The sequence below is a fragment of the Pseudomonas sp. FYR_2 genome (assembly GCF_043106425.1).
Taxonomy (GTDB): domain Bacteria; phylum Pseudomonadota; class Gammaproteobacteria; order Pseudomonadales; family Pseudomonadaceae; genus Aquipseudomonas; species Aquipseudomonas monteilii.
The window spans coordinates 65,731-82,720 of sequence record NZ_JBICMM010000015.1 but is presented as its reverse complement, the minus strand read 5'-3'; the positions used below and the strand labels follow the sequence as shown (position 1 = coordinate 82,720).

Here is a 16,990-nt window from a genome sequence, read left to right as displayed (position 1 = left end):
AAGAAACGCTGATGTCAAAGGTCGAAAGTGAACGACCAGTCACGATATGGCCGCTAAAATCAGCTGCGGATCCCCGTGCTAGAGGCGCCCAATTGCGGTGCGCTGGCTGGGATGTGGGAATTGTCCTAAAGTAGCCGCCGAGCCGTCCAAGACCGGAGCCCCTGCATGACCCCCGCCCTAGACCTGTTGAAGAAGCACCGTGCCGAGCACCGCGTGCACAGTTATGAGCATGACCCGAAGTCGGCGTCGTATGGCCTGGAGGCAGCGGAAAAGCTCGGGCTTGACCCGCAACAAGTGTTCAAGACCTTGTTGGCGAGCAGCGAGAAGGGTGAATTGTTGGTGGCGGTGGTCCCTGTGGTGGGCACTTTGGACCTGAAGGCCCTCGCCCATGCTGCCGGGGTAAAGAAGTGCGAAATGGCCGACCCCGCGGCGGCGCAGCGTGCCACAGGTTATCTGGTCGGCGGGATCAGCCCGTTGGGGCAGAAGAAACGTCTGCGGACGTTCATTGATGATTCAGCGCAGAACTTTGCAACCATCCATGTCAGTGCTGGACGGCGTGGGCTGGAAGTGGAGTTGGCTGCAGCGGTGTTGGCCGAGCATACCCAGGGCAAGTTTGCCGGGATCGGTCGAGGCTGAGACTTCCGGGGCCGCAAAGCGGCCCCAAGTATCTAAAGTCAGGTCGCCGAACTGTACCGACGGACCCCGTTCTCCTGGCGCGGCAATTGCGCCGCCACACTGCCCGGCACCGGGAACAACACCAGGTGATCGGCCTTCACCGCAATCCCCACATCTCCACCCACCTGATGGTCGACATGGCTGGGGAAAATCGCTTCCAGCTGGCTGCCGGTCGGCAATTGCAGGCGATACAAGGTCGATGCCCCCAGGAAGCTCTTGCCGACGATAACCGCCCTCAGCGGGCTGTCCGGCGCATACACGATATCGTCCGGCCGCAGCAGCACGTCCACCGAACTGCCCGGCGCCATGATGTACGCACGGTTGCCGCGCAGTTCACCCAGCTCGGTATTGACGGCCTCGTGGCTGCTCATCTGCCCACGGATGAAGTACCCCTGGCCAATGAAGCTGGCCACGAACGGCGTCTGCGGTTCGTGATAAAGGTTGTAGGGCGTGTCCCACTGCTCCAGGCGGCCTTCCTTGAACACACCGACGTGATCGCTGACGGCAAAGGCTTCTTCCTGGTCATGGGTCACCAGGATGGCGCTGGTGCCACGGCTCTTGAGAATATCGCGAACCTCATGGCTCAGGCGCCGGCGCAACTCCACGTCAAGGTTGGAGAATGGCTCGTCGAGCAGCAGCAACTGCGGTTCTGGCGCCAGCGCGCGGGCCAGGGCGACCCGTTGCTGCTGGCCGCCAGACAGCTCATGCGGGTAACGCCCGCCCAGGCCGCCCAGCTTGACCAGTTCCAGCATCTCTTCGATGACGGCGGCCTGGCGTGGGTGCTTGGCGATGCCAAAGGCAATGTTCTGCGCCACGGTCAGGTGCGGGAACAGCGCGTAGTCCTGGAACACCATGCCGATGCGGCGCTTTTCCGGGGCCAGGGTGAAGCCGGCGCGGGAAATGACGTCGCCGGCCAGCTGGATTTCACCGTCATGCACCGGCTCGAAGCCGGCAATGGCGCGCAGGGTGGTGGTTTTGCCACAACCGGATGAACCCAGCAGGCAACCGATATCGCCTGCGTTCAGGTGCAGGTTGAGGTTCTGGACGATGCGCTGGTCGCCATAGCCGCAGGCGAGGTTGCGCAGGTTGAGCAGTAGGGGTTGACTCATGCGTGGTGGTAAGCCGGTTCTACAAGGAATTCGAGAAGCGCCTTCTGTGCATGCAGGCGGTTTTCAGCCTCGTCCCAGGCGACCGAGCGAGGGTCGTCGAGCAGGTCCTGGCTGATTTCCTCGCCACGGTGGGCGGGCAGGCAGTGCATGAAGAGGACATCGGGTGCCGCCAGGTCGAGCAGTTCGCGGGTGACCTGGTAAGGCGCGAAATGCGCCAGGCGCCGCGCAGTTTCCTCCTCCTGGCCCATGGAAGTCCAGACATCGGTGACCACAAGGTGTGCGCCACGTACGGCTTCCTTGGCGTCACGGATGATCTGCACGCGGTCACCGCCCAGCGCCATGAAGCGTTCATCCGGCTCATAGCCTTCGGGGCAGGCGATACGCAGCTTGAAATCGAACTGCCGGGCAGCCTCGATATAAGAGTTGCACATGTTGAAGCCATCGCCGATCCAGGTCACGGTCTTGCCCTGGATCGAGCCGCGGTGTTCCAGGAAGGTCTGCATGTCGGCCAGCAGCTGGCACGGGTGCGACTCGTCGGACAGGCCGTTGATGACCGGTACGCGCGATTTGGCGGCGAATTCGGTCAGGGTACTGTGTGCGTGGGTACGGATCATCACCACGTCGACCATGCTCGACAGCACGATGGCGCTGTCGCCGATCGGCTCGCCACGGCCCAGCTGGGTATCGCGCGGCGACAGGAAGATGGCCTGGCCGCCGAGCTGGATCATGCCGGCTTCGAACGACACCCGGGTGCGGGTCGAGGACTTCTCGAAGATCATGCCCAATACGCGGTTCTTCAGGGGCTCGAACAGCACGCCTCGCTTGCGCAGGTCCTTCAGCTCGATGCCGCGGCGGATCACCCCGAGCAATTCGTCGGTGGTGAAGTCCAGCAGGGAGAGAAAGTGCCTAGCGCTCATGATTGACTACCTTATCTGCAACGGTATGCAGGTCGACCGTATGGTTTTTTTTGACAACGGGAGTGACCTGCGGCGTAAGCCGCACGGGGCGGACGAAATAGGGAAAGGCGCAATACTATAAGTAAATGTCGCCTCAAGCCAAGGGGGGAAACAGCGGCCTGTTTGAAAGGATGTTGCAAAGGGTGTCTTTACCCGCGGGCCGGTGCTGTTTTTTATTTACTACACAGGGTTGTACACGGCTTGCTGGCAATTTGGCAAATGGCTGTCGCGAATCGTGCGCCTGATGTCGGTGGATTCACACGGCGAAGGGCGCTGGCCCGGGGGAGGGGCCGGGCGCATAGTCACTGTTCGACAACAACAAGGCAGAGGCGGCCATGACTAAGACCCTGCACCACCGTGCCTGTCACCTGTGCGAAGCGATCTGCGGGTTGAACATCGAAGTCAGCCACGAAGACGATGGGCGGGCGCTGATCAGCTCAATCAAAGGCGACCCCGAAGACCCTTTCAGCCGTGGCCATGTCTGCCCCAAGGCTGTGGCTCTGCAAGACATCCAGACCGACCCCGACCGCCTGCGCCAGCCGCACAAGCGGGTGGGGCAGCGCTGGGAGGCCATTGGCTGGGACGAGGCCTTTGCCCTGGCCGCCGACAAGCTGTGGGTGATCCAGCAGGCGCACGGGCGCAATGCCGTGGCGGTGTACCAGGGTAACCCGAGCGTGCACAACTATGGCCTGATGACCCACAGCAACTACTTCCTTGGCTTGCTCAAGACGCGCAACCGTTTCTCGGCCACGTCGGTGGACCAGTTGCCACATCATCTGGTCAGCCACCTGATGTATGGCCATGGTCTGCTGCTGCCGATCCCGGATATCGACCAGACCCGCTTCATGCTGATTCTCGGCGGCAATCCGTTGGCCTCGAACGGCAGCATCATGACCGTGCCCGATGTAGAGAAGCGCCTGAAGGCCTTGCGCGCGCGGGGAGGGCGTCTGGTAGTGGTGGACCCGCGGCGCAGCGAGACGGCGGCCATGGCCGATACCCATCTGTTCATTCGCCCGGGTGGCGATGCGGCCTTTTTGTGCGGCTTGCTCAACACCCTGTTCGAAGAGGGCCTGGCGCAGGGCTCGCACTTGCCGGTCAACGGCCTGCAACAAGTGCGCGAAGCACTCGCGCCGCTCAGTGCCGAGGCCATGAGCGTGCATTGTGGTATTGCCGCGTCGGATATCCGCCAGCTGGCACGGGATTTCGCCGCTGCAGGCAAGGCCGTGTGTTATGGGCGCATGGGTGTCTCTACCCAAGCCTTCGGTACACTCTGCCATTGGCTGGTGCAACTGATCAACCTGGTGACCGGCAACCTCGATCGTGAAGGCGGCGCGTTGTGTACGGAGCCTGCCGTCGATCTGGTGGCGACCACCTCGGGTGGCCATTTCAACGCCTGGCAAAGCCGGGTATCGGGCTTGCCCGAGTACGGTGGCGAGTTGCCCGTGGCGGCCCTGGCCGAAGAGATGTTGACACCAGGCGAAGGGCAGGTTCGCGCGCTGGTGACAGTGGCCGGCAACCCCGTGCTATCCACCCCTAACGGCCGCCAGCTGGATGCAGCGCTGGAGGGGCTTGAGTTCATGCTCAGCCTCGACCTCTACATCAACGAAACCACCCGGCATGCCGACCTGATCCTGCCTTCCACCAGCGCGCTGGAAAACGACCACTACGACAGCACCTTCAACCTGCTGGCCGTGCGCAACGTCACCCGCTTCAATCGGGCGATCCTGGCCAAGCCGGAAGGGGCGCTGCACGACTGGGAAATCTTCGTCGGCCTGGCGCGGGCATTCGCCAGGCGCGCCGAGCTTGAATTGAAACCAACCGTGGCGCCTGCGCAGATGATCGACCTGGCCTTGCGCAAAGGGCGCTATGGCGACGCAACACCGTGGCGGTTATCCCTGGCAACACTGGATGAGCACCCGCACGGCCTTGATCTAGGGCCTTTACGCAGGAACCTCGCGGCACGCCTGGCGACGGTCAGCAAGGCTGTTGAAGCTGCACCTCAGGTATTGCTGGACGACCTGAGTCGCCTCGTACAACTGGCGCCCCCTGTAGCGGGTGAACTGCTGCTGATCGGCCGCCGCCATGTGCGCAGCAACAATTCATGGATGCACAACTTCCATCGCCTGGTGAAAGGCAAGCCACGCCATCAGTTGTTGATGCACCCGCAAGACCTGCAAGCGCGGCACCTGCAGGACGGCCAGCGGGTGCGTATCCGTTCGCGTACGGGTGATCTGGAAATCGAGGTGCAGGCCTGCGAAGACATGATGCCGGGTGTGGTCAGCCTGCCCCATGGCTTCGGCCATGGCCGCCAGGGCGTACACATGCAGATCGCCCAGGCACAACCCGGCGTGAGTGCCAATGACCTTACCGACGAGCGCTTTCGGGACGCGGTTTCCGGCAACGCTGCACTCAATGGCGTGCCCGTGCAGGTAGAGGCCGCATGAGCAATGGTAAGGCCGAGCACGCCGCTCGGCTTTCCGTTACAATGCGTCACCGTGCCGACGACCGCGTCGGAAAGTTCAGCTGAGGTGCTAGATGGATATCATCGATACGATCAAAGAGCAGATTGCCAACAACACCATTCTGCTTTACATGAAAGGCTCGCCGAATGCCCCGCAGTGCGGGTTCTCGGCCAAGGCATCGCAGGCTGTGATGGGTTGTGGCGAGAAGTTCGCCTACGTCGACATCCTGCAGAACCCGGAAATCCGCGCCAACCTGCCAAAGTACGCCAACTGGCCGACCTTCCCACAGCTGTGGGTAGCCGGTGAGCTGGTTGGCGGCAGCGACATCATGCTGGAAATGTTCGAGAAGGGTGAGTTGCAGACCCTGATCAAGGAAGCGGCTGCCAAGGCCAAGGCGTCCGAAGCCTGATTTTCCGGCAAGCATAAAAAAACCCGCGGATCGCGGGTTTTTTTATGCGGTGAAGAATTACTCTTCGCCCATTTGCGACTGCAGGTAATTCTCGATAGTGATCTTGTCGATCAGACCCAATTGGGTTTCCAGCCAGTCGATGTGCTCTTCCTCGGACTCGAGAATATCTTCAAGCATGTCACGCGAGCCGAAGTCGCCAGCCGTTTCGCAATGCGCAATGGCCGCCTTCAGGTCTACCAAGGCTTTCTTCTCGAGCTTCAGATCACACTCGAGCATTTCCTTGGTGTGCTCGCCGATCATCAGCTTGCCCAGGTCCTGAACGTTCGGGATACCTTCGAGGAAGAGAATACGCTTGATCAGTTTGTCAGCGTCTTTCATCGCGTGGATGGATTCCTTGTACTCGAGCTTGCCGAGTTTGTTCAGGCCCCAATCTTCGTACATGCGTGCGTGCAGGAAGTACTGGTTGATCGCGACCAGCTCGTTTCCGAGGATCTTGTTGAGATGCTGGATGACGCTTACGTCGCCTTTCATTGCGGGTTCCTGCCCTGAAGAAGTGTGCCAATACAGTGAAGTTTGAGCCCGATACTTAGGAGTGTCAAACCTAAGTTATTGAATAATAAGTGAAAATTAATAGGAATAAGAATGTTTGTGAACCGCGTTGCGGCGCTAACTTATTGAATTGCAGGCATAAAAAAACCGGACACAGGGTCCGGTTCTTTGAATTCTGGGGTTTCAGGCTGCGGTAAATTCTACGGGGTAGGGCAGGGCTGCCTGGCTCACCTGAAGCTCTGCCAGGGTCTCACGGACCACCTGCTTGGCCAGGCAGGCGCATTTGCCACACTGGCTTGCGACATTGGTCGCGGCTCGCACTTCCTTGTAACTGCAGCATCCTTCATAGATCGCATCGCGGATCTGTCCGTCGGTAACGCCGACACAAAGACACACATACATAAGGGCTGACCATCGCGGGTTGAGTCGATGGGTTGGAGCTTAATGTTAATGAGAATGCTTGTCAAAGGACTTTCTGGAAGGGCCGTGCTTGAGCGACCGGCGGTTGGCTGCCTGATGGATTCGGCCTGTCATCAGAAGCCGTGTATGATGGTCGGCCTTTGTTGGATGTCGGGCAAGCCCGTCTGGCCCGGCAAACGGTTTTTCACCCTCATCAGGAGATTACAATGAGCGTACTCGTTGGTAAGAAAGCCCCCGATTTCACCGTTCCGGCCGTGCTGGGCAATGGCGAGATCGTCGACAGCTTCAACCTGGCTTCGGCCATCAAGGGCAAGTACGGCCTGGTGTTCTTCTACCCGCTGGACTTCACCTTTGTCTGCCCGTCCGAGCTGATCGCCCTGGACAACCGCATCCCGGACTTCCAGGCCCGTAACGTAGAAGTGATCGGCGTGTCGATCGACTCGCACTTCACCCACAACGCCTGGCGTAACACCCCGGTCAACAACGGCGGCATCGGCCAGGTGAAGTACACCCTGGCTGCCGACATGACTCACGAAATCTGCAAAGCCTACGACGTCGAGTCCGAAGGCGGCGTGGCTTTCCGTGGCGCCTTCCTGATCGACACCAACGGAGTTGTCCGTTCGCAGATCGTCAACGACCTGCCACTGGGCCGTAACATGGACGAGCTGCTGCGCCTGGTTGACGCCCTGCAGTTCCACGAGGAGCACGGCGAAGTCTGCCCTGCCAACTGGAAAAAAGGCGACAAAGGCATGAACGCTTCGCCAGAAGGCGTTGCTGCCTACCTGAGCGAGAACGCCGGCAAGCTGTAATTGCTGCGTGCATGAAAAAACCGGCCCTGGTGGCCGGTTTTTTTTGCTTCAAGTTTTAAGCTGCAAGCTTCAAGAAAAAACGAGCGCGTGCTGTCTGCCCTTTCTTGCTGCTTGAAGCTTGTGGCTTGCAGCTGCTTAGTCGTTGAAGTCGCGCCAGCCGCCCATTTCTTTCCAGCGGTTGACGATGCCGCAGAACAGCTCTGCCGTCTTCTCGGTGTCGTATCGCGCCGAGTGCGCTTCACGCCCGTCGAAGTCGATGTCCGCACTTTGGCAGGCGCGCGCCAGCACGGTCTGCCCATACGCCAGGCCCGCCAAGGTAGCGGTGTCAAAGCTGGAGAACGGGTGGAACGGGTTACGCTTCAGGTCGTTGCGCGCTACCGCTGCATTGAGGAAGCCCAGGTCGAAGCTGCTGTTATGGCCGACCAGGATCGCCCGCTTGCAGCCATTGGCCTTGAGCGCCTTGCGCACGCCACGGAAGATGTCGGTCAGCGCGCTTTCCTCGCTGACGGCCATGCGCAGCGGGTGGTCCAGCTTGATACCAGTGAACTCCAACGCCGCGGCTTCGATATTGGCACCCTCGAACGGCTCCACCCGGTGGAAGTAGGTGTGCTCGGGGAACAGGAAGCCTTTCTCGTCCATGCCGATGGTGACGGCGGCAATTTCCAGCAGGGCATCGGTGGCGCTGTTGAAACCACCGGTTTCCACATCCACCACGACCGGCAGGTAGCCACGGAAACGCTCGGCCATCGGGTGGCGCGAACCGCTGCTGCCCTGGGAGTCCAGGTCGTCTTCGTAGAGGTCTTCGCTCACGCGTTGTCCTCCAGCAGGCGCCAACGCAGTTTTTCACCCGCGCGCAGCGGGATTACCGTCTGCTCGCCAAACGGCAGGCTGTCCGGGGCGGTCCACTCTTCGCGGACCAGGGTAATGGTGTCTGTGTTTGCAGGCAGGCCATAGAAAGCCGGACCGTGCAGGCTGGCAAAGCCTTCCAGCTTGTCCAGTGCGTTCCGTTGTTCGAACGCTTCGGCGTACATTTCGATGGCCGCATAGGCGGTGTAGCAACCGGCGCAACCGCAGGCGGCTTCCTTGGCGTGGCGGGCGTGAGGTGCCGAATCTGTGCCGAGGAAGAACTTCGGGTTGCCGCTGGTGGCCGCATCCAGCAGCGCCACCTGGTGGGTGTTGCGCTTGAGGATCGGCAGACAGTAGAAGTGCGGGCGAATGCCGCCAACCAGCATGTGGTTGCGGTTGTACAGCAGGTGCTGGGCGGTGATGGTCGCGCCAACGTTGGCCGGGGCCTCGGTGACGAACTGCGCGGCATCGCCGGTGGTGATGTGTTCGAACACCACTTTCAACGTAGGGAAGCGCTCGACCAGACGGCGCATATGCTCGTCGATGAAGCGCTTCTCGCGGTCGAACACGTCAATTTCGCTACGGGTCACTTCGCCATGCACCAGCAGGGGCATGCCAACTTCCGCCAGTGCCTCGATGGCCGGAAAGATGTTGTCGATGCTGGTTACGCCCGAGTCGGAGTTGGTGGTGGCGCCGGCCGGGTACAGTTTGGCAGCGTACACGATGCCGCTGGCCTTGGCCGCGCGGACGTCCTCGGGGCTGGTACGGTCGGTGAGGTACAGCACCATCAGCGGCTCGAAGCGGCTACCGGCCGGGCGCGCGGCAAGGATGCGCTCACGGTAGGCGCCAGCCTCGGCGGCATTGCGCACCGGGGGAACCAGGTTTGGCATGATGATGGCACGGGCGAAGGTGCGCGCCACGTCGCCAACGGTGTGGGGCAGGACGGCACCATCGCGCAGATGGATGTGCCAGTCGTCGGGGCGCAGGAGGGTCAGGCGATCGGACATTGGGGATTCCAGGCGGGTCGAACTCAAGCCCCAATGCTACCGGAAAACCCTGGGTCGAGCACGGCTATCAAGTTTTCCGGCCAGCGTCCGATAGCTTGCAGGTAAGCCGTCAGAATTTGTGGAGCCGCCCGTGCGCCAGCGTTACCTAGCCCTGTTGACCCTGTTCGCCTGCCTGCCGGCCGGTGCACTGACTTTCCAGACGCGCATGGAGAACATCGCCTGGAAGGTCGAGGGTGACCAGTTCGAGTGCCGCCTGATCCAGCCGATCGAAGGTTTCGGCAGTGGTGAGTTCGTGCGCCGTGCAGGTGAGCAGCCGGTGTTCCAGTTGCGCTCGGACATCAACGTACTGGGTGCAGGCACCGCCAGCCTGCTGGCGGCCGCGGCCCCATGGCAACCCGGGCGTGGCGACATCAACCTGGGCAGTGTGCGCATGGCCCGTACCGGTGTGCTGTTCAGCTCCTCCCAAGGCCAGGCCAGCCGCCTGATCAATGGCCTGCTCGACGGGCGCAGCACGGTGGTGCGCAACTATGCCGGTGAGGCGGGCAGGCCGATGGAGGTGCGGGTGTTGCCGGTCAGCTTTGCCAAGGCTTACAGCGACTATCAGGCCTGCGCGGGCAAGCTGCTTGCGATGAACTACGACCAGGTGCGTCAGACTCAGGTGGGCTTCCCGGGGGGCGGCATTGAACTGGATGAAGCCGCCAAGGCGCGTCTGGACCTGATCCTTGACTACATGAAAGCCGACCCGACGGTTAACCACATCGAGCTCGACGGCCATTCGGACAATAGCGGCAACCGCCTGACCAACCGCGACCTGTCGCGCCGTCGGGCATTGTCGGTGGCTGATTACTTCAAGGCCCATGGCTTGAAGGAAGAGCAGATCATCGTGCGCTTCCATGGTGAGCAGTACCCGGTGGCGAAAAACAACAGCCCTGCCAACCGGGCGCGCAACCGGCGAGTGAATATCGAACTGGACCGGGTTGCGGTGGTTGAGAAGCCGGTGGAGAAACCCGCCGAAAAAGCCCCTGAGCCAACGGCTCCTGCCCCAGCGGCTAAGTAAACCGCATTCTTTTCTTACGGCCTCCTCAAACGTTGGGAGCCTGCGCAGTCCCTGTGGGAACGGGCAAGCCCGCGATGCAGTAGATGGCACCGGCTGCGCCGGTGTTCGCGGCGGTTCGGCGCCCCGACAAGCCCGCTCCCACAGGTTCGGCGTCATGCTCAGTGGCGCCGTCGCCCTTCCGACAGTTCCTGTCGCTTTGTCGTCAGAAGCTGTCGCCCCACTGTAATTTTATCTGCAAGGCCGTTAGAATCGATCCCTTTCCGTACAACCCCGTGGAGTGATGGCATGGCGGACGTAAAAAAGGTCGTACTGGCGTATTCCGGCGGCCTTGATACTTCGGTGATTCTCAAGTGGCTGCAGGATACCTACAACTGCGAAGTGGTGACCTTCACCGCTGACCTGGGTCAGGGCGAAGAGGTCGAGCCGGCCCGTGCCAAGGCTCAGGCAATGGGCGTTAAAGAGATCTACATCGACGACCTGCGCGAAGAGTTCGTGCGTGATTTCGTGTTCCCGATGTTCCGCGCCAACACCGTCTACGAAGGCGAGTACCTGCTGGGTACTTCCATCGCCCGTCCGCTGATCGCCAAGCGCCTGATCGAAATCGCCAACGAAACCGGTGCTGACGCCATTTCCCACGGCGCCACCGGCAAAGGTAACGATCAGGTTCGTTTCGAGCTGGGTGCCTATGCCCTCAAGCCTGGCGTCAAGGTCATCGCCCCGTGGCGTGAGTGGGACCTGCTGTCCCGCGAGAAGCTGATGGACTACGCCGAAAAGCACGGCATCCCGATCGAGCGCCACGGCAAGAAGAAGTCGCCGTACTCGATGGACGCCAACCTGCTGCACATCTCCTACGAAGGCGGTGTCCTGGAAGATACCTGGACCGAGCACGAAGAAGACATGTGGAAATGGAGCGTCTCGCCTGAGAGCGCCCCGGACCAGGCGACCTACATCGAGCTGACCTACCGCAACGGCGACATCGTTGCCATTGACGGCGTCGAGAAAACCCCGGCCACCGTCCTGGCCGACCTGAACCGTATCGGTGGTGCCAACGGCATCGGCCGCCTCGACATCGTGGAAAACCGTTACGTCGGCATGAAGTCGCGTGGCTGCTACGAGACCCCTGGCGGCACCATCATGCTCAAGGCGCACCGTGCCATCGAGTCGATCACCCTGGACCGCGAAGTCGCTCACCTGAAAGATGAGCTGATGCCGAAGTACGCCAGCCTGATCTACACCGGCTACTGGTGGAGCCCTGAGCGTCTGATGCTGCAGCAGATGATCGACGCTTCCCAGGTCAACGTGAACGGCGTCGTGCGCCTGAAGCTGTACAAGGGCAACGTTACCGTGGTTGGCCGCAAGTCGGACGATTCGCTGTTCGATGCCAACATCGCGACCTTCGAGGAAGATGGCGGCGCCTACAACCAGGCCGATGCCGCAGGCTTCATCAAGTTGAACGCACTGCGCATGCGCATTGCCGCCAACAAGGGCCGTTCGATGCTCTGATTGCGCGCTCGTGCAATGAAAACCCCGGCTTAAGCCGGGGTTTTTTTTGCGTGCAGAAAAGTCAGGGCATTGAACTGTGTTGGCTCACAACATCGCCCTCGAGCGCACTGATCGACAGCTGCGCACATTGACGTTTGTCCAGGTTGCAAAAGCGCCATATTCGGGGCGGCACGGGCGGTTGGGCAAGTGCATGCAGGAGTTGTTGTTCCATCATGCGATAGGCGTCGGGGCCGGAAAACATGAACGTGACAGGCCCGCCTTGCGCCGCCTCAGGGGCATCACTGATGACACTGCTCAGAGCTGGGGTTTTGTCGAGTGCCATCTTATTTGGTGGCGGGCTGTAGAACGACTTGTAATTGAAGTTGAGCGTGAGAAAAAACAGTGCCGTCAGAAAGAACGGAAAGCCTACCAGGAACCAGGTGTAAAGCTTTTGGCTGGACTCGCTTAGAAAAGGCAGTGTGGCAAGGGCGGAGGCTTCGATAATCCCCGCAAAGATGGCAATGATCGTCAGCGGGGCAACAGGTTGTGCTTGGGTCATGTGGGCCATCTCCAGCGGTTTTGCCCATCATTACCTTACTGCGATACTCAACTAAAGACTGGATTGTTTTCCCGGTGAGGAATAATCGACATAAAGCCACTCGGCTTTGTTTTTTCAGCGCGTTTGAGTTGGACGTTTCGCCAGCAGATGTTCAGTTTTCAACTGGTGCGTTTTTGCAGGCGGGTGATACCGTTGTTTTGGTACTAAGGAACGCGTTTGTTACAACCTTGGTCTTGAAGTGTAGGAAATTTCTGTAAGTGTTGTAAGTTTTGTCTGTCCATGAGTTTCGTCAGTAAATCGCCGCGCCAGCAAGCGTCCTGTCGGTTATCGTGGCGTGCCAAAGCAAAACAATGAATGAATGGATATCGCATGAATAAAGTGCTTATCGTGGATGATCATCCGGTCATACGCTTGGCCGTACGCATGCTGATGGAGCGGCATGGGTATGACGTCGTGGCGGAGACCGATAATGGGGTGGCTGCGCTGCAGCTTACTCGGCAACACCTGCCGGATATCGTGGTGCTGGATATCGGGATCCCGAAACTGGATGGCCTGGAGGTGATCGCCCGCATGACGACGTTCAGCCCGGCTAGCAAGGTCCTGGTGCTGACATCGCAGGCCCCGGGCAACTTCTCGATGCGTTGCATGCAGGCGGGCGCTGCGGGATACGTGTGCAAGCAGCAGGAACTTACCGAGTTGTTAAGCGCCATCAAGGCAGTGTTGTCGGGTTACAGCTACTTCCCCAACCAGGCCTTGCATGCGTCACGTGGCAGGGGGGCGGGAAGCGAGGTGGACATGGTCAATCGCCTCTCCGCGCGTGAAATGACGGTGCTGCAACAACTGGCGCGAGGGCGTTCGAACAAGGAGATTGCCGACAGCATGTACCTCAGCAACAAGACGGTCAGTACCTACAAGTCGCGGCTGCTGCTCAAGCTCAATGCACGGTCGCTGGTCGACCTGATCGAGTTGGCGCAGCGGCAAGGACTGAACTGACTGCCAAGCCTTGAAGCCTCCAGTCAGGAGGCTTTGCCAAGGCTACAGGTCTGGCTTTACAGGTCGTAGTCGAAATCGGCCAACTGCTTTTGCAGGCGCCGTTCTTCCAGCATGTTATCGATGGTGCGGCGTTTGCTCAGGTTGGTCTTTGCTGTTTCCACCTGAGGCTCCGCGTCGTCGTCTGCGGCAACAAAATCATCTTCGATCGACAGGTCGTCTTTATCGGTACTCATGAGTCGCTCCAAGCCAAGGGGCCATTGGCCGTCCTTATAACCAGAAAGCAGACGCCGGTAAAAAAGATTTTTTCAATCGTGGTGAGGGGTTTCCAGCTATCGCCTCAATCGTCGGAGGTTTTGTGCTTGTACTCGCACAAATCTTCGATCCTGCAACTGCCGCACCTTGGCTTGCGCGCCTGGCATACGTAGCGCCCGTGCAGGATCAGCCAGTGGTGGGCATCGAGCAGGTAATCTTTTGGCACGAACTTGACCAGTTTCTTTTCCACTTCCAGCACCGTTTTGCCAGGCGCAATACCCGTGCGGTTACTCACCCGGAAGATGTGGGTGTCCACCGCCATGGTCGGTTGGCGGAACGCTGTGTTGAGCACCACGTTGGCGGTCTTGCGGCCCACACCGGGCAACGCCTCCAAGGCTTCGCGGGTTTGTGGCACCTGGCTGCCGTGGCGTTCGATCAGCAGCCGGCAGGCCTCTATGACATTCTTGGCCTTGCTGTTGTATAGCCCGATGGTCTTGATGTACTCGCTAAGGCCTTCAACGCCCAAGGCATAGATGGCCTCGGGCGTATTGGCGACGGGGAACAGGCGGGCAGTGGCCTTGTTGACGCCGACGTCGGTGGATTGCGCGGACAGTGTCACGGCGACCAGCAGCTCGAACGGGGTGGTGTAGGCCAGTTCTGTCTTCGGGTCTGGGTTGTCTTCGTGCAGCCTGCGAAAAATCTCCAGGCGTTTGGCGGCATTCATGAAATCAGAGCTTTCCTTGACGACGTGGGTGGGCAGGGCCCGGACGCAAGCGATTGTACAAGGCCAGCAGCAGTCCGAGCAGTAGCAGGGCGCCCGGGGCCAGGTTGGCCACGTGCAGGTTGGCAACGTTGGCCAGCCATTGGCGGCTGGCGCCGAGCACCAGGCAGAGGGCAAATACCGCACAGAAATACCCGGCGAGCATGCGCCAGCGGCCTTGATCGGGCAGCAGATGATCGCAGGCCAGGCACTGCAGGCACAGCAGGGCAGGATAATGGCCCAGGGCAAGTGCCAAAGGCAGCGACCCTGCGCGCAAGGCCATTTGCAGGCAACTGGCCAAGGCTGCCAGCATCAGCAGGCTGGCTGGCACATAGGCCCAGCTGGCCAGGCGCTGGCGCAGCGGTGTCAGCAAAAGCTGATGCAGGCTGCCCATCACGACTGCGCACAGGCCAATGGCGATGCCCTCATGCAGCGTTCGGGTCGCACCCAGCAGGGGTGTCAGGCTTACGGCCAGCAGGCAAAACCTATTCATGTGCCGCACCCTCCAGCAGTGCGCTGCGCTGCTCATCGAAATAGCTCAGCGCCTCTTGCAGCGCGGTGATCACCGCCCGTGAAGTCACGGTCGCGCCGGCCAGTTGGTCAAAGTCACCCTGGTCCCGCTTCAGCGCCCAATGGTCGCCCTGATGGCGGTTGTCGAACTGCCCCAGCCAGTGCAACTGCGGGTCGCCCAGGCGTGCGCCCAGACCGGGGCTTTCCTGTTGCTCCATGACCTGGCTGCCGATCAGGCGGCCATCTGTGGCGATGGCCACGCTCAGTACGATGGGTCCGGCATAACCTTGGGTTTGAGTGACCAGGACGATCGCGCTTGGTTTGCCTGCCATCGTGGCACGGTAAGCCGCCAGGATGCGGCTGTTGGGCCGCTGCGCCTCGGGCTTCGCGAGCGGGCTGTCCAACGGTTGGTTGTCATAACTGCCCTCGGGCAGCACGGCCAGCCGTTGACGGCTTTGCAGTTGCTTCTCGGCACCGGTGATGGCTGGGCCGGTCAAGTGCCGCCATGCCAGCGTGGCGGACACTGCCAATACCCCAATCAGCACCAGCAGGCTCACATCATGCGTCAGGCGTTTCATCGGGCGGCCTGTTGGGGCTTTGCCGCAAGGCGTTCAAGCGTTGGTGCCATGAGGTTCATCAGCAGGACGGCGAACGCGGTGCCATCCGGGTAGCTGCCCCAGGTGCGAATCAGGTAGATGAGTAGCCCGGCACCCAGGCCGAAGTACAGCCTGGCCCGTTCGTTCTTGGGCCCCGACACCGGCTCGGTGGCAATGAAAAAGGCTGCCAGCATGGTCGAGCCGGAGAACAGGTGCAGCAAGGGTGAGCCGTTGGAGTCCGACCCAGAGCCGTTCCAGCCCAGCAGGCTGAACACGAACAGCCCTGTCAGCAGGCCCAGTGGTGCATGCCAGCTGATCACCTTGCGCTGCAACAGGAACAGGCCGCCGAGCAGGAATGCCAGGTTGACCCATTCGCTGCCGCGCCCGCCGATGTTGCCGAAGCCTGGATGGCTGGCGAACAGCTCCTCGATGGTCAGGCTGCGGTTGTGGCGCAGGCCGTCGAGCAACGTCGGCCGGGCCCAGGCGTCGATCTGTTCGCCTGCGGTGAATACCTGCTGCAAACTGTCGAACAGGCCTGGGGGTTGCCCCGGCCAATGGTTCATCTGCAACGGGAAGCTCAGCAGCACGAAGGCATAACCGACCATGGCCGGGTTGAACGGATTGCGTCCGACGCCGCCAAAGGCCTGTTTGCCGAAACCGATGGCAACGCTTGCCGCGACCACCGGCAACCACCACGGGGCCAGGGTGGGCAGGGCGGCCGCCAGCAGCACGGCGGTTACCAGTGCGCTGCCGTCGCCTAGCGCCGTGCTCAGCGGTTGGCCGCGCAACGCCAGCAGCACAGCTTCGCACAGCAATGCGGCGGTGGCACTTAGCAACAGGTTCAGCAGCATGCCCCAGCCATGCAACCACAACAACGCCAGCAGGCCAGGCAAACAGGCCAGCAGGACCAGGCCCATACTCGTGCGCAGTCGCGGATCGGGCTGGCTGATCATTGTCCGAACATACCGTTAAAGCCAGAAAATGCCATGGCCATCACCCCGGCGCCGATCAACTCGAGCGGCAGGCCGCGCAGTGCGCCGGGGATATCGGCATGGGCACTGCGCTGGCGCAAGTCGGCGAACAGCACCAGTGCCAGCCAGAAGCCGCCGCCCGCCAGTAAACCTTGCAGCAGCGTCGAGGGCCAGGCGCTGTCATCGCCTGCCTGCTGCAGGGCGAGCCCCAGCACTGCGGCATTGCTCGACAGCAGCGCTGGCAACCCGACTACGGGCCAGGCCGGGCGCCACTTGCCCAGCAGCCACGGCAAGCCCCAGGCGAGCAGTGCCAGCCAGGGCAATAACAGGAACAGGGCAAGGTCGGGGATGTGCAGTGGGGCAAGTACCCCCCGCATCAGCAAGTGTGCGCCGATCGTGCCCAAGGCAATGCAAAGAGCGCAGGCCAGGCCATGCACATGCAGGTTCAGCCGGGGGATTGGCTGCTGCAACAGGCACAGGTGATTGACCAGCGCGGCGCCGATCAGGACCAGAAGGTAATCGCTCATGAGATGACGATAGCCGGGAATGCAGGTGATTGTCCGGTAAT

At 60.9% G+C, this 16,990-nt stretch carries 20 protein-coding genes; 7 read left to right on the top strand and 13 right to left on the bottom strand.

Annotated elements, in window-relative coordinates:
• Window positions 1-165: 165 nt before the first annotated feature.
• Complete coding sequence (gene ybaK / locus ACF8R4_RS05235) at window positions 166-636, top strand: Cys-tRNA(Pro) deacylase (protein ID WP_016488787.1); 471 nt, start codon at window positions 166-168, stop codon at window positions 634-636.
• A gap of 38 nt (window positions 637-674) precedes the next feature.
• On the opposite strand, the gene ACF8R4_RS05230 is transcribed toward ybaK, so the two are convergent.
• Window positions 675-1,784: an ABC transporter ATP-binding protein gene (locus ACF8R4_RS05230; protein WP_060497892.1), complete on the bottom strand. Its 1,110-nt coding sequence runs from the start codon at window positions 1,782-1,784 to the stop codon at window positions 675-677.
• Window positions 1,781-2,701 carry an ornithine carbamoyltransferase gene (argF, locus tag ACF8R4_RS05225; protein WP_060497891.1) on the bottom strand — a complete coding sequence of 307 codons (921 nt, stop codon included), beginning with the start codon at window positions 2,699-2,701 and terminating at the stop codon, window positions 1,781-1,783. Before argF ends, ACF8R4_RS05230 begins: the two co-directional genes overlap by 4 nt.
• Before the next feature lie 374 nt (window positions 2,702-3,075).
• Between argF and ACF8R4_RS05220 the strand changes: the two genes are divergently transcribed.
• Both ACF8R4_RS05220 and grxD read left to right on the top strand, forming a co-directional pair.
• Window positions 3,076-5,184: a molybdopterin oxidoreductase family protein gene (locus tag ACF8R4_RS05220; RefSeq protein WP_156867755.1), complete on the top strand. Its 2,109-nt coding sequence runs from the start codon at window positions 3,076-3,078 to the stop codon at window positions 5,182-5,184.
• A 91-nt stretch (window positions 5,185-5,275) separates the two neighbouring features.
• Window positions 5,276-5,611 carry a Grx4 family monothiol glutaredoxin gene (gene grxD / locus ACF8R4_RS05215; RefSeq protein ID WP_016713741.1) on the top strand — a complete coding sequence of 112 codons (336 nt, stop codon included), beginning with the start codon at window positions 5,276-5,278 and terminating at the stop codon, window positions 5,609-5,611.
• Between the two features lie 57 nt (window positions 5,612-5,668).
• Here the strand turns inward: grxD and bfr are convergent, their stop codons facing one another.
• Window positions 5,669-6,142, bottom strand: a complete 474-nt coding sequence (gene bfr / locus ACF8R4_RS05210) for a bacterioferritin (protein ID WP_060497889.1) — start codon at window positions 6,140-6,142, stop codon at window positions 5,669-5,671.
• A gap of 201 nt (window positions 6,143-6,343) precedes the next feature.
• Window positions 6,344-6,562, bottom strand: a complete 219-nt coding sequence (locus ACF8R4_RS05205; protein WP_060497888.1) for a bacterioferritin-associated ferredoxin — start codon at window positions 6,560-6,562, stop codon at window positions 6,344-6,346.
• A 224-nt stretch (window positions 6,563-6,786) separates the two neighbouring features.
• On the opposite strand from ACF8R4_RS05205, the gene ACF8R4_RS05200 reads away from it, so the two are divergent.
• Complete coding sequence (locus ACF8R4_RS05200) at window positions 6,787-7,389, top strand: peroxiredoxin (RefSeq protein WP_003254945.1); 603 nt, start codon at window positions 6,787-6,789, stop codon at window positions 7,387-7,389.
• 135 nt (window positions 7,390-7,524) lie between these two features.
• Here ACF8R4_RS05200 and rnt read toward each other — a convergent pair whose 3' ends face one another.
• Together rnt and pyrC are read right to left on the bottom strand one after the other, a co-directional pair.
• A complete protein-coding gene (gene rnt / locus ACF8R4_RS05195) occupies window positions 7,525-8,136 on the bottom strand; it encodes a ribonuclease T (RefSeq protein WP_225917480.1) in 612 nt (203 codons plus the stop codon).
• Between the two features lie 59 nt (window positions 8,137-8,195).
• Window positions 8,196-9,242 carry a dihydroorotase gene (gene pyrC / locus ACF8R4_RS05190; protein ID WP_016713746.1) on the bottom strand — a complete coding sequence of 349 codons (1,047 nt, stop codon included), beginning with the start codon at window positions 9,240-9,242 and terminating at the stop codon, window positions 8,196-8,198.
• Between the two features lie 130 nt (window positions 9,243-9,372).
• Between pyrC and ACF8R4_RS05185 the strand changes: the two genes are divergently transcribed.
• Window positions 9,373-10,299, top strand: coding sequence for an OmpA family protein (locus tag ACF8R4_RS05185; RefSeq protein ID WP_104833323.1), 927 nt, complete (start codon window positions 9,373-9,375; stop codon window positions 10,297-10,299).
• Window positions 10,300-10,584: 285 nt separating this feature from the next.
• Window positions 10,585-11,802 (top strand): argininosuccinate synthase, encoded by a 1,218-nt coding sequence (locus ACF8R4_RS05180; protein ID WP_060497886.1) that lies wholly within the window; start codon window positions 10,585-10,587, stop codon window positions 11,800-11,802.
• 61 nt (window positions 11,803-11,863) lie between these two features.
• Here ACF8R4_RS05180 and ACF8R4_RS05175 read toward each other — a convergent pair whose 3' ends face one another.
• Window positions 11,864-12,340, bottom strand: a complete 477-nt coding sequence (locus tag ACF8R4_RS05175) for a hypothetical protein (RefSeq protein ID WP_060497876.1) — start codon at window positions 12,338-12,340, stop codon at window positions 11,864-11,866.
• A gap of 369 nt (window positions 12,341-12,709) precedes the next feature.
• On the opposite strand from ACF8R4_RS05175, the gene ACF8R4_RS05170 reads away from it, so the two are divergent.
• On the top strand, window positions 12,710-13,333 hold the full coding sequence (locus ACF8R4_RS05170) for a response regulator transcription factor (protein ID WP_019096559.1): 624 nt from the start codon (window positions 12,710-12,712) through the stop codon (window positions 13,331-13,333).
• Window positions 13,334-13,389: 56 nt separating this feature from the next.
• On the opposite strand, the gene ACF8R4_RS05165 is transcribed toward ACF8R4_RS05170, so the two are convergent.
• The 6 genes from ACF8R4_RS05165 to ACF8R4_RS05140 all read right to left on the bottom strand — a co-directional run bounded on the left by ACF8R4_RS05165 (window position 13,390) and on the right by ACF8R4_RS05140 (window position 16,949).
• The gene (locus tag ACF8R4_RS05165; RefSeq protein WP_012273877.1) at window positions 13,390-13,566 is read right to left on the bottom strand and encodes a PA3496 family putative envelope integrity protein; all 177 of its coding nucleotides are present in this window, start codon (window positions 13,564-13,566) and stop codon (window positions 13,390-13,392) included.
• A 104-nt stretch (window positions 13,567-13,670) separates the two neighbouring features.
• The gene (gene nth / locus ACF8R4_RS05160; RefSeq protein ID WP_009684568.1) at window positions 13,671-14,309 is read right to left on the bottom strand and encodes an endonuclease III; all 639 of its coding nucleotides are present in this window, start codon (window positions 14,307-14,309) and stop codon (window positions 13,671-13,673) included.
• Between the two features lie 4 nt (window positions 14,310-14,313).
• Window positions 14,314-14,838, bottom strand: a complete 525-nt coding sequence (locus ACF8R4_RS05155; RefSeq protein WP_060497875.1) for an Rnf-Nqr domain containing protein — start codon at window positions 14,836-14,838, stop codon at window positions 14,314-14,316.
• The gene (locus tag ACF8R4_RS05150) at window positions 14,831-15,433 is read right to left on the bottom strand and encodes an RnfABCDGE type electron transport complex subunit G (RefSeq protein ID WP_060497874.1); all 603 of its coding nucleotides are present in this window, start codon (window positions 15,431-15,433) and stop codon (window positions 14,831-14,833) included. The genes ACF8R4_RS05155 and ACF8R4_RS05150 overlap by 8 nt, the downstream gene beginning before the upstream one ends.
• Window positions 15,430-16,404 carry an RnfABCDGE type electron transport complex subunit D gene (locus ACF8R4_RS05145; RefSeq protein ID WP_392491819.1) on the bottom strand — a complete coding sequence of 325 codons (975 nt, stop codon included), beginning with the start codon at window positions 16,402-16,404 and terminating at the stop codon, window positions 15,430-15,432. Before ACF8R4_RS05145 ends, ACF8R4_RS05150 begins: the two co-directional genes overlap by 4 nt.
• On the bottom strand, window positions 16,401-16,949 hold the full coding sequence (locus ACF8R4_RS05140; RefSeq protein WP_392491817.1) for an Rnf-Nqr domain containing protein: 549 nt from the start codon (window positions 16,947-16,949) through the stop codon (window positions 16,401-16,403). Before ACF8R4_RS05140 ends, ACF8R4_RS05145 begins: the two co-directional genes overlap by 4 nt.
• Between the last annotated feature and the right edge of the window lie 41 nt (window positions 16,950-16,990).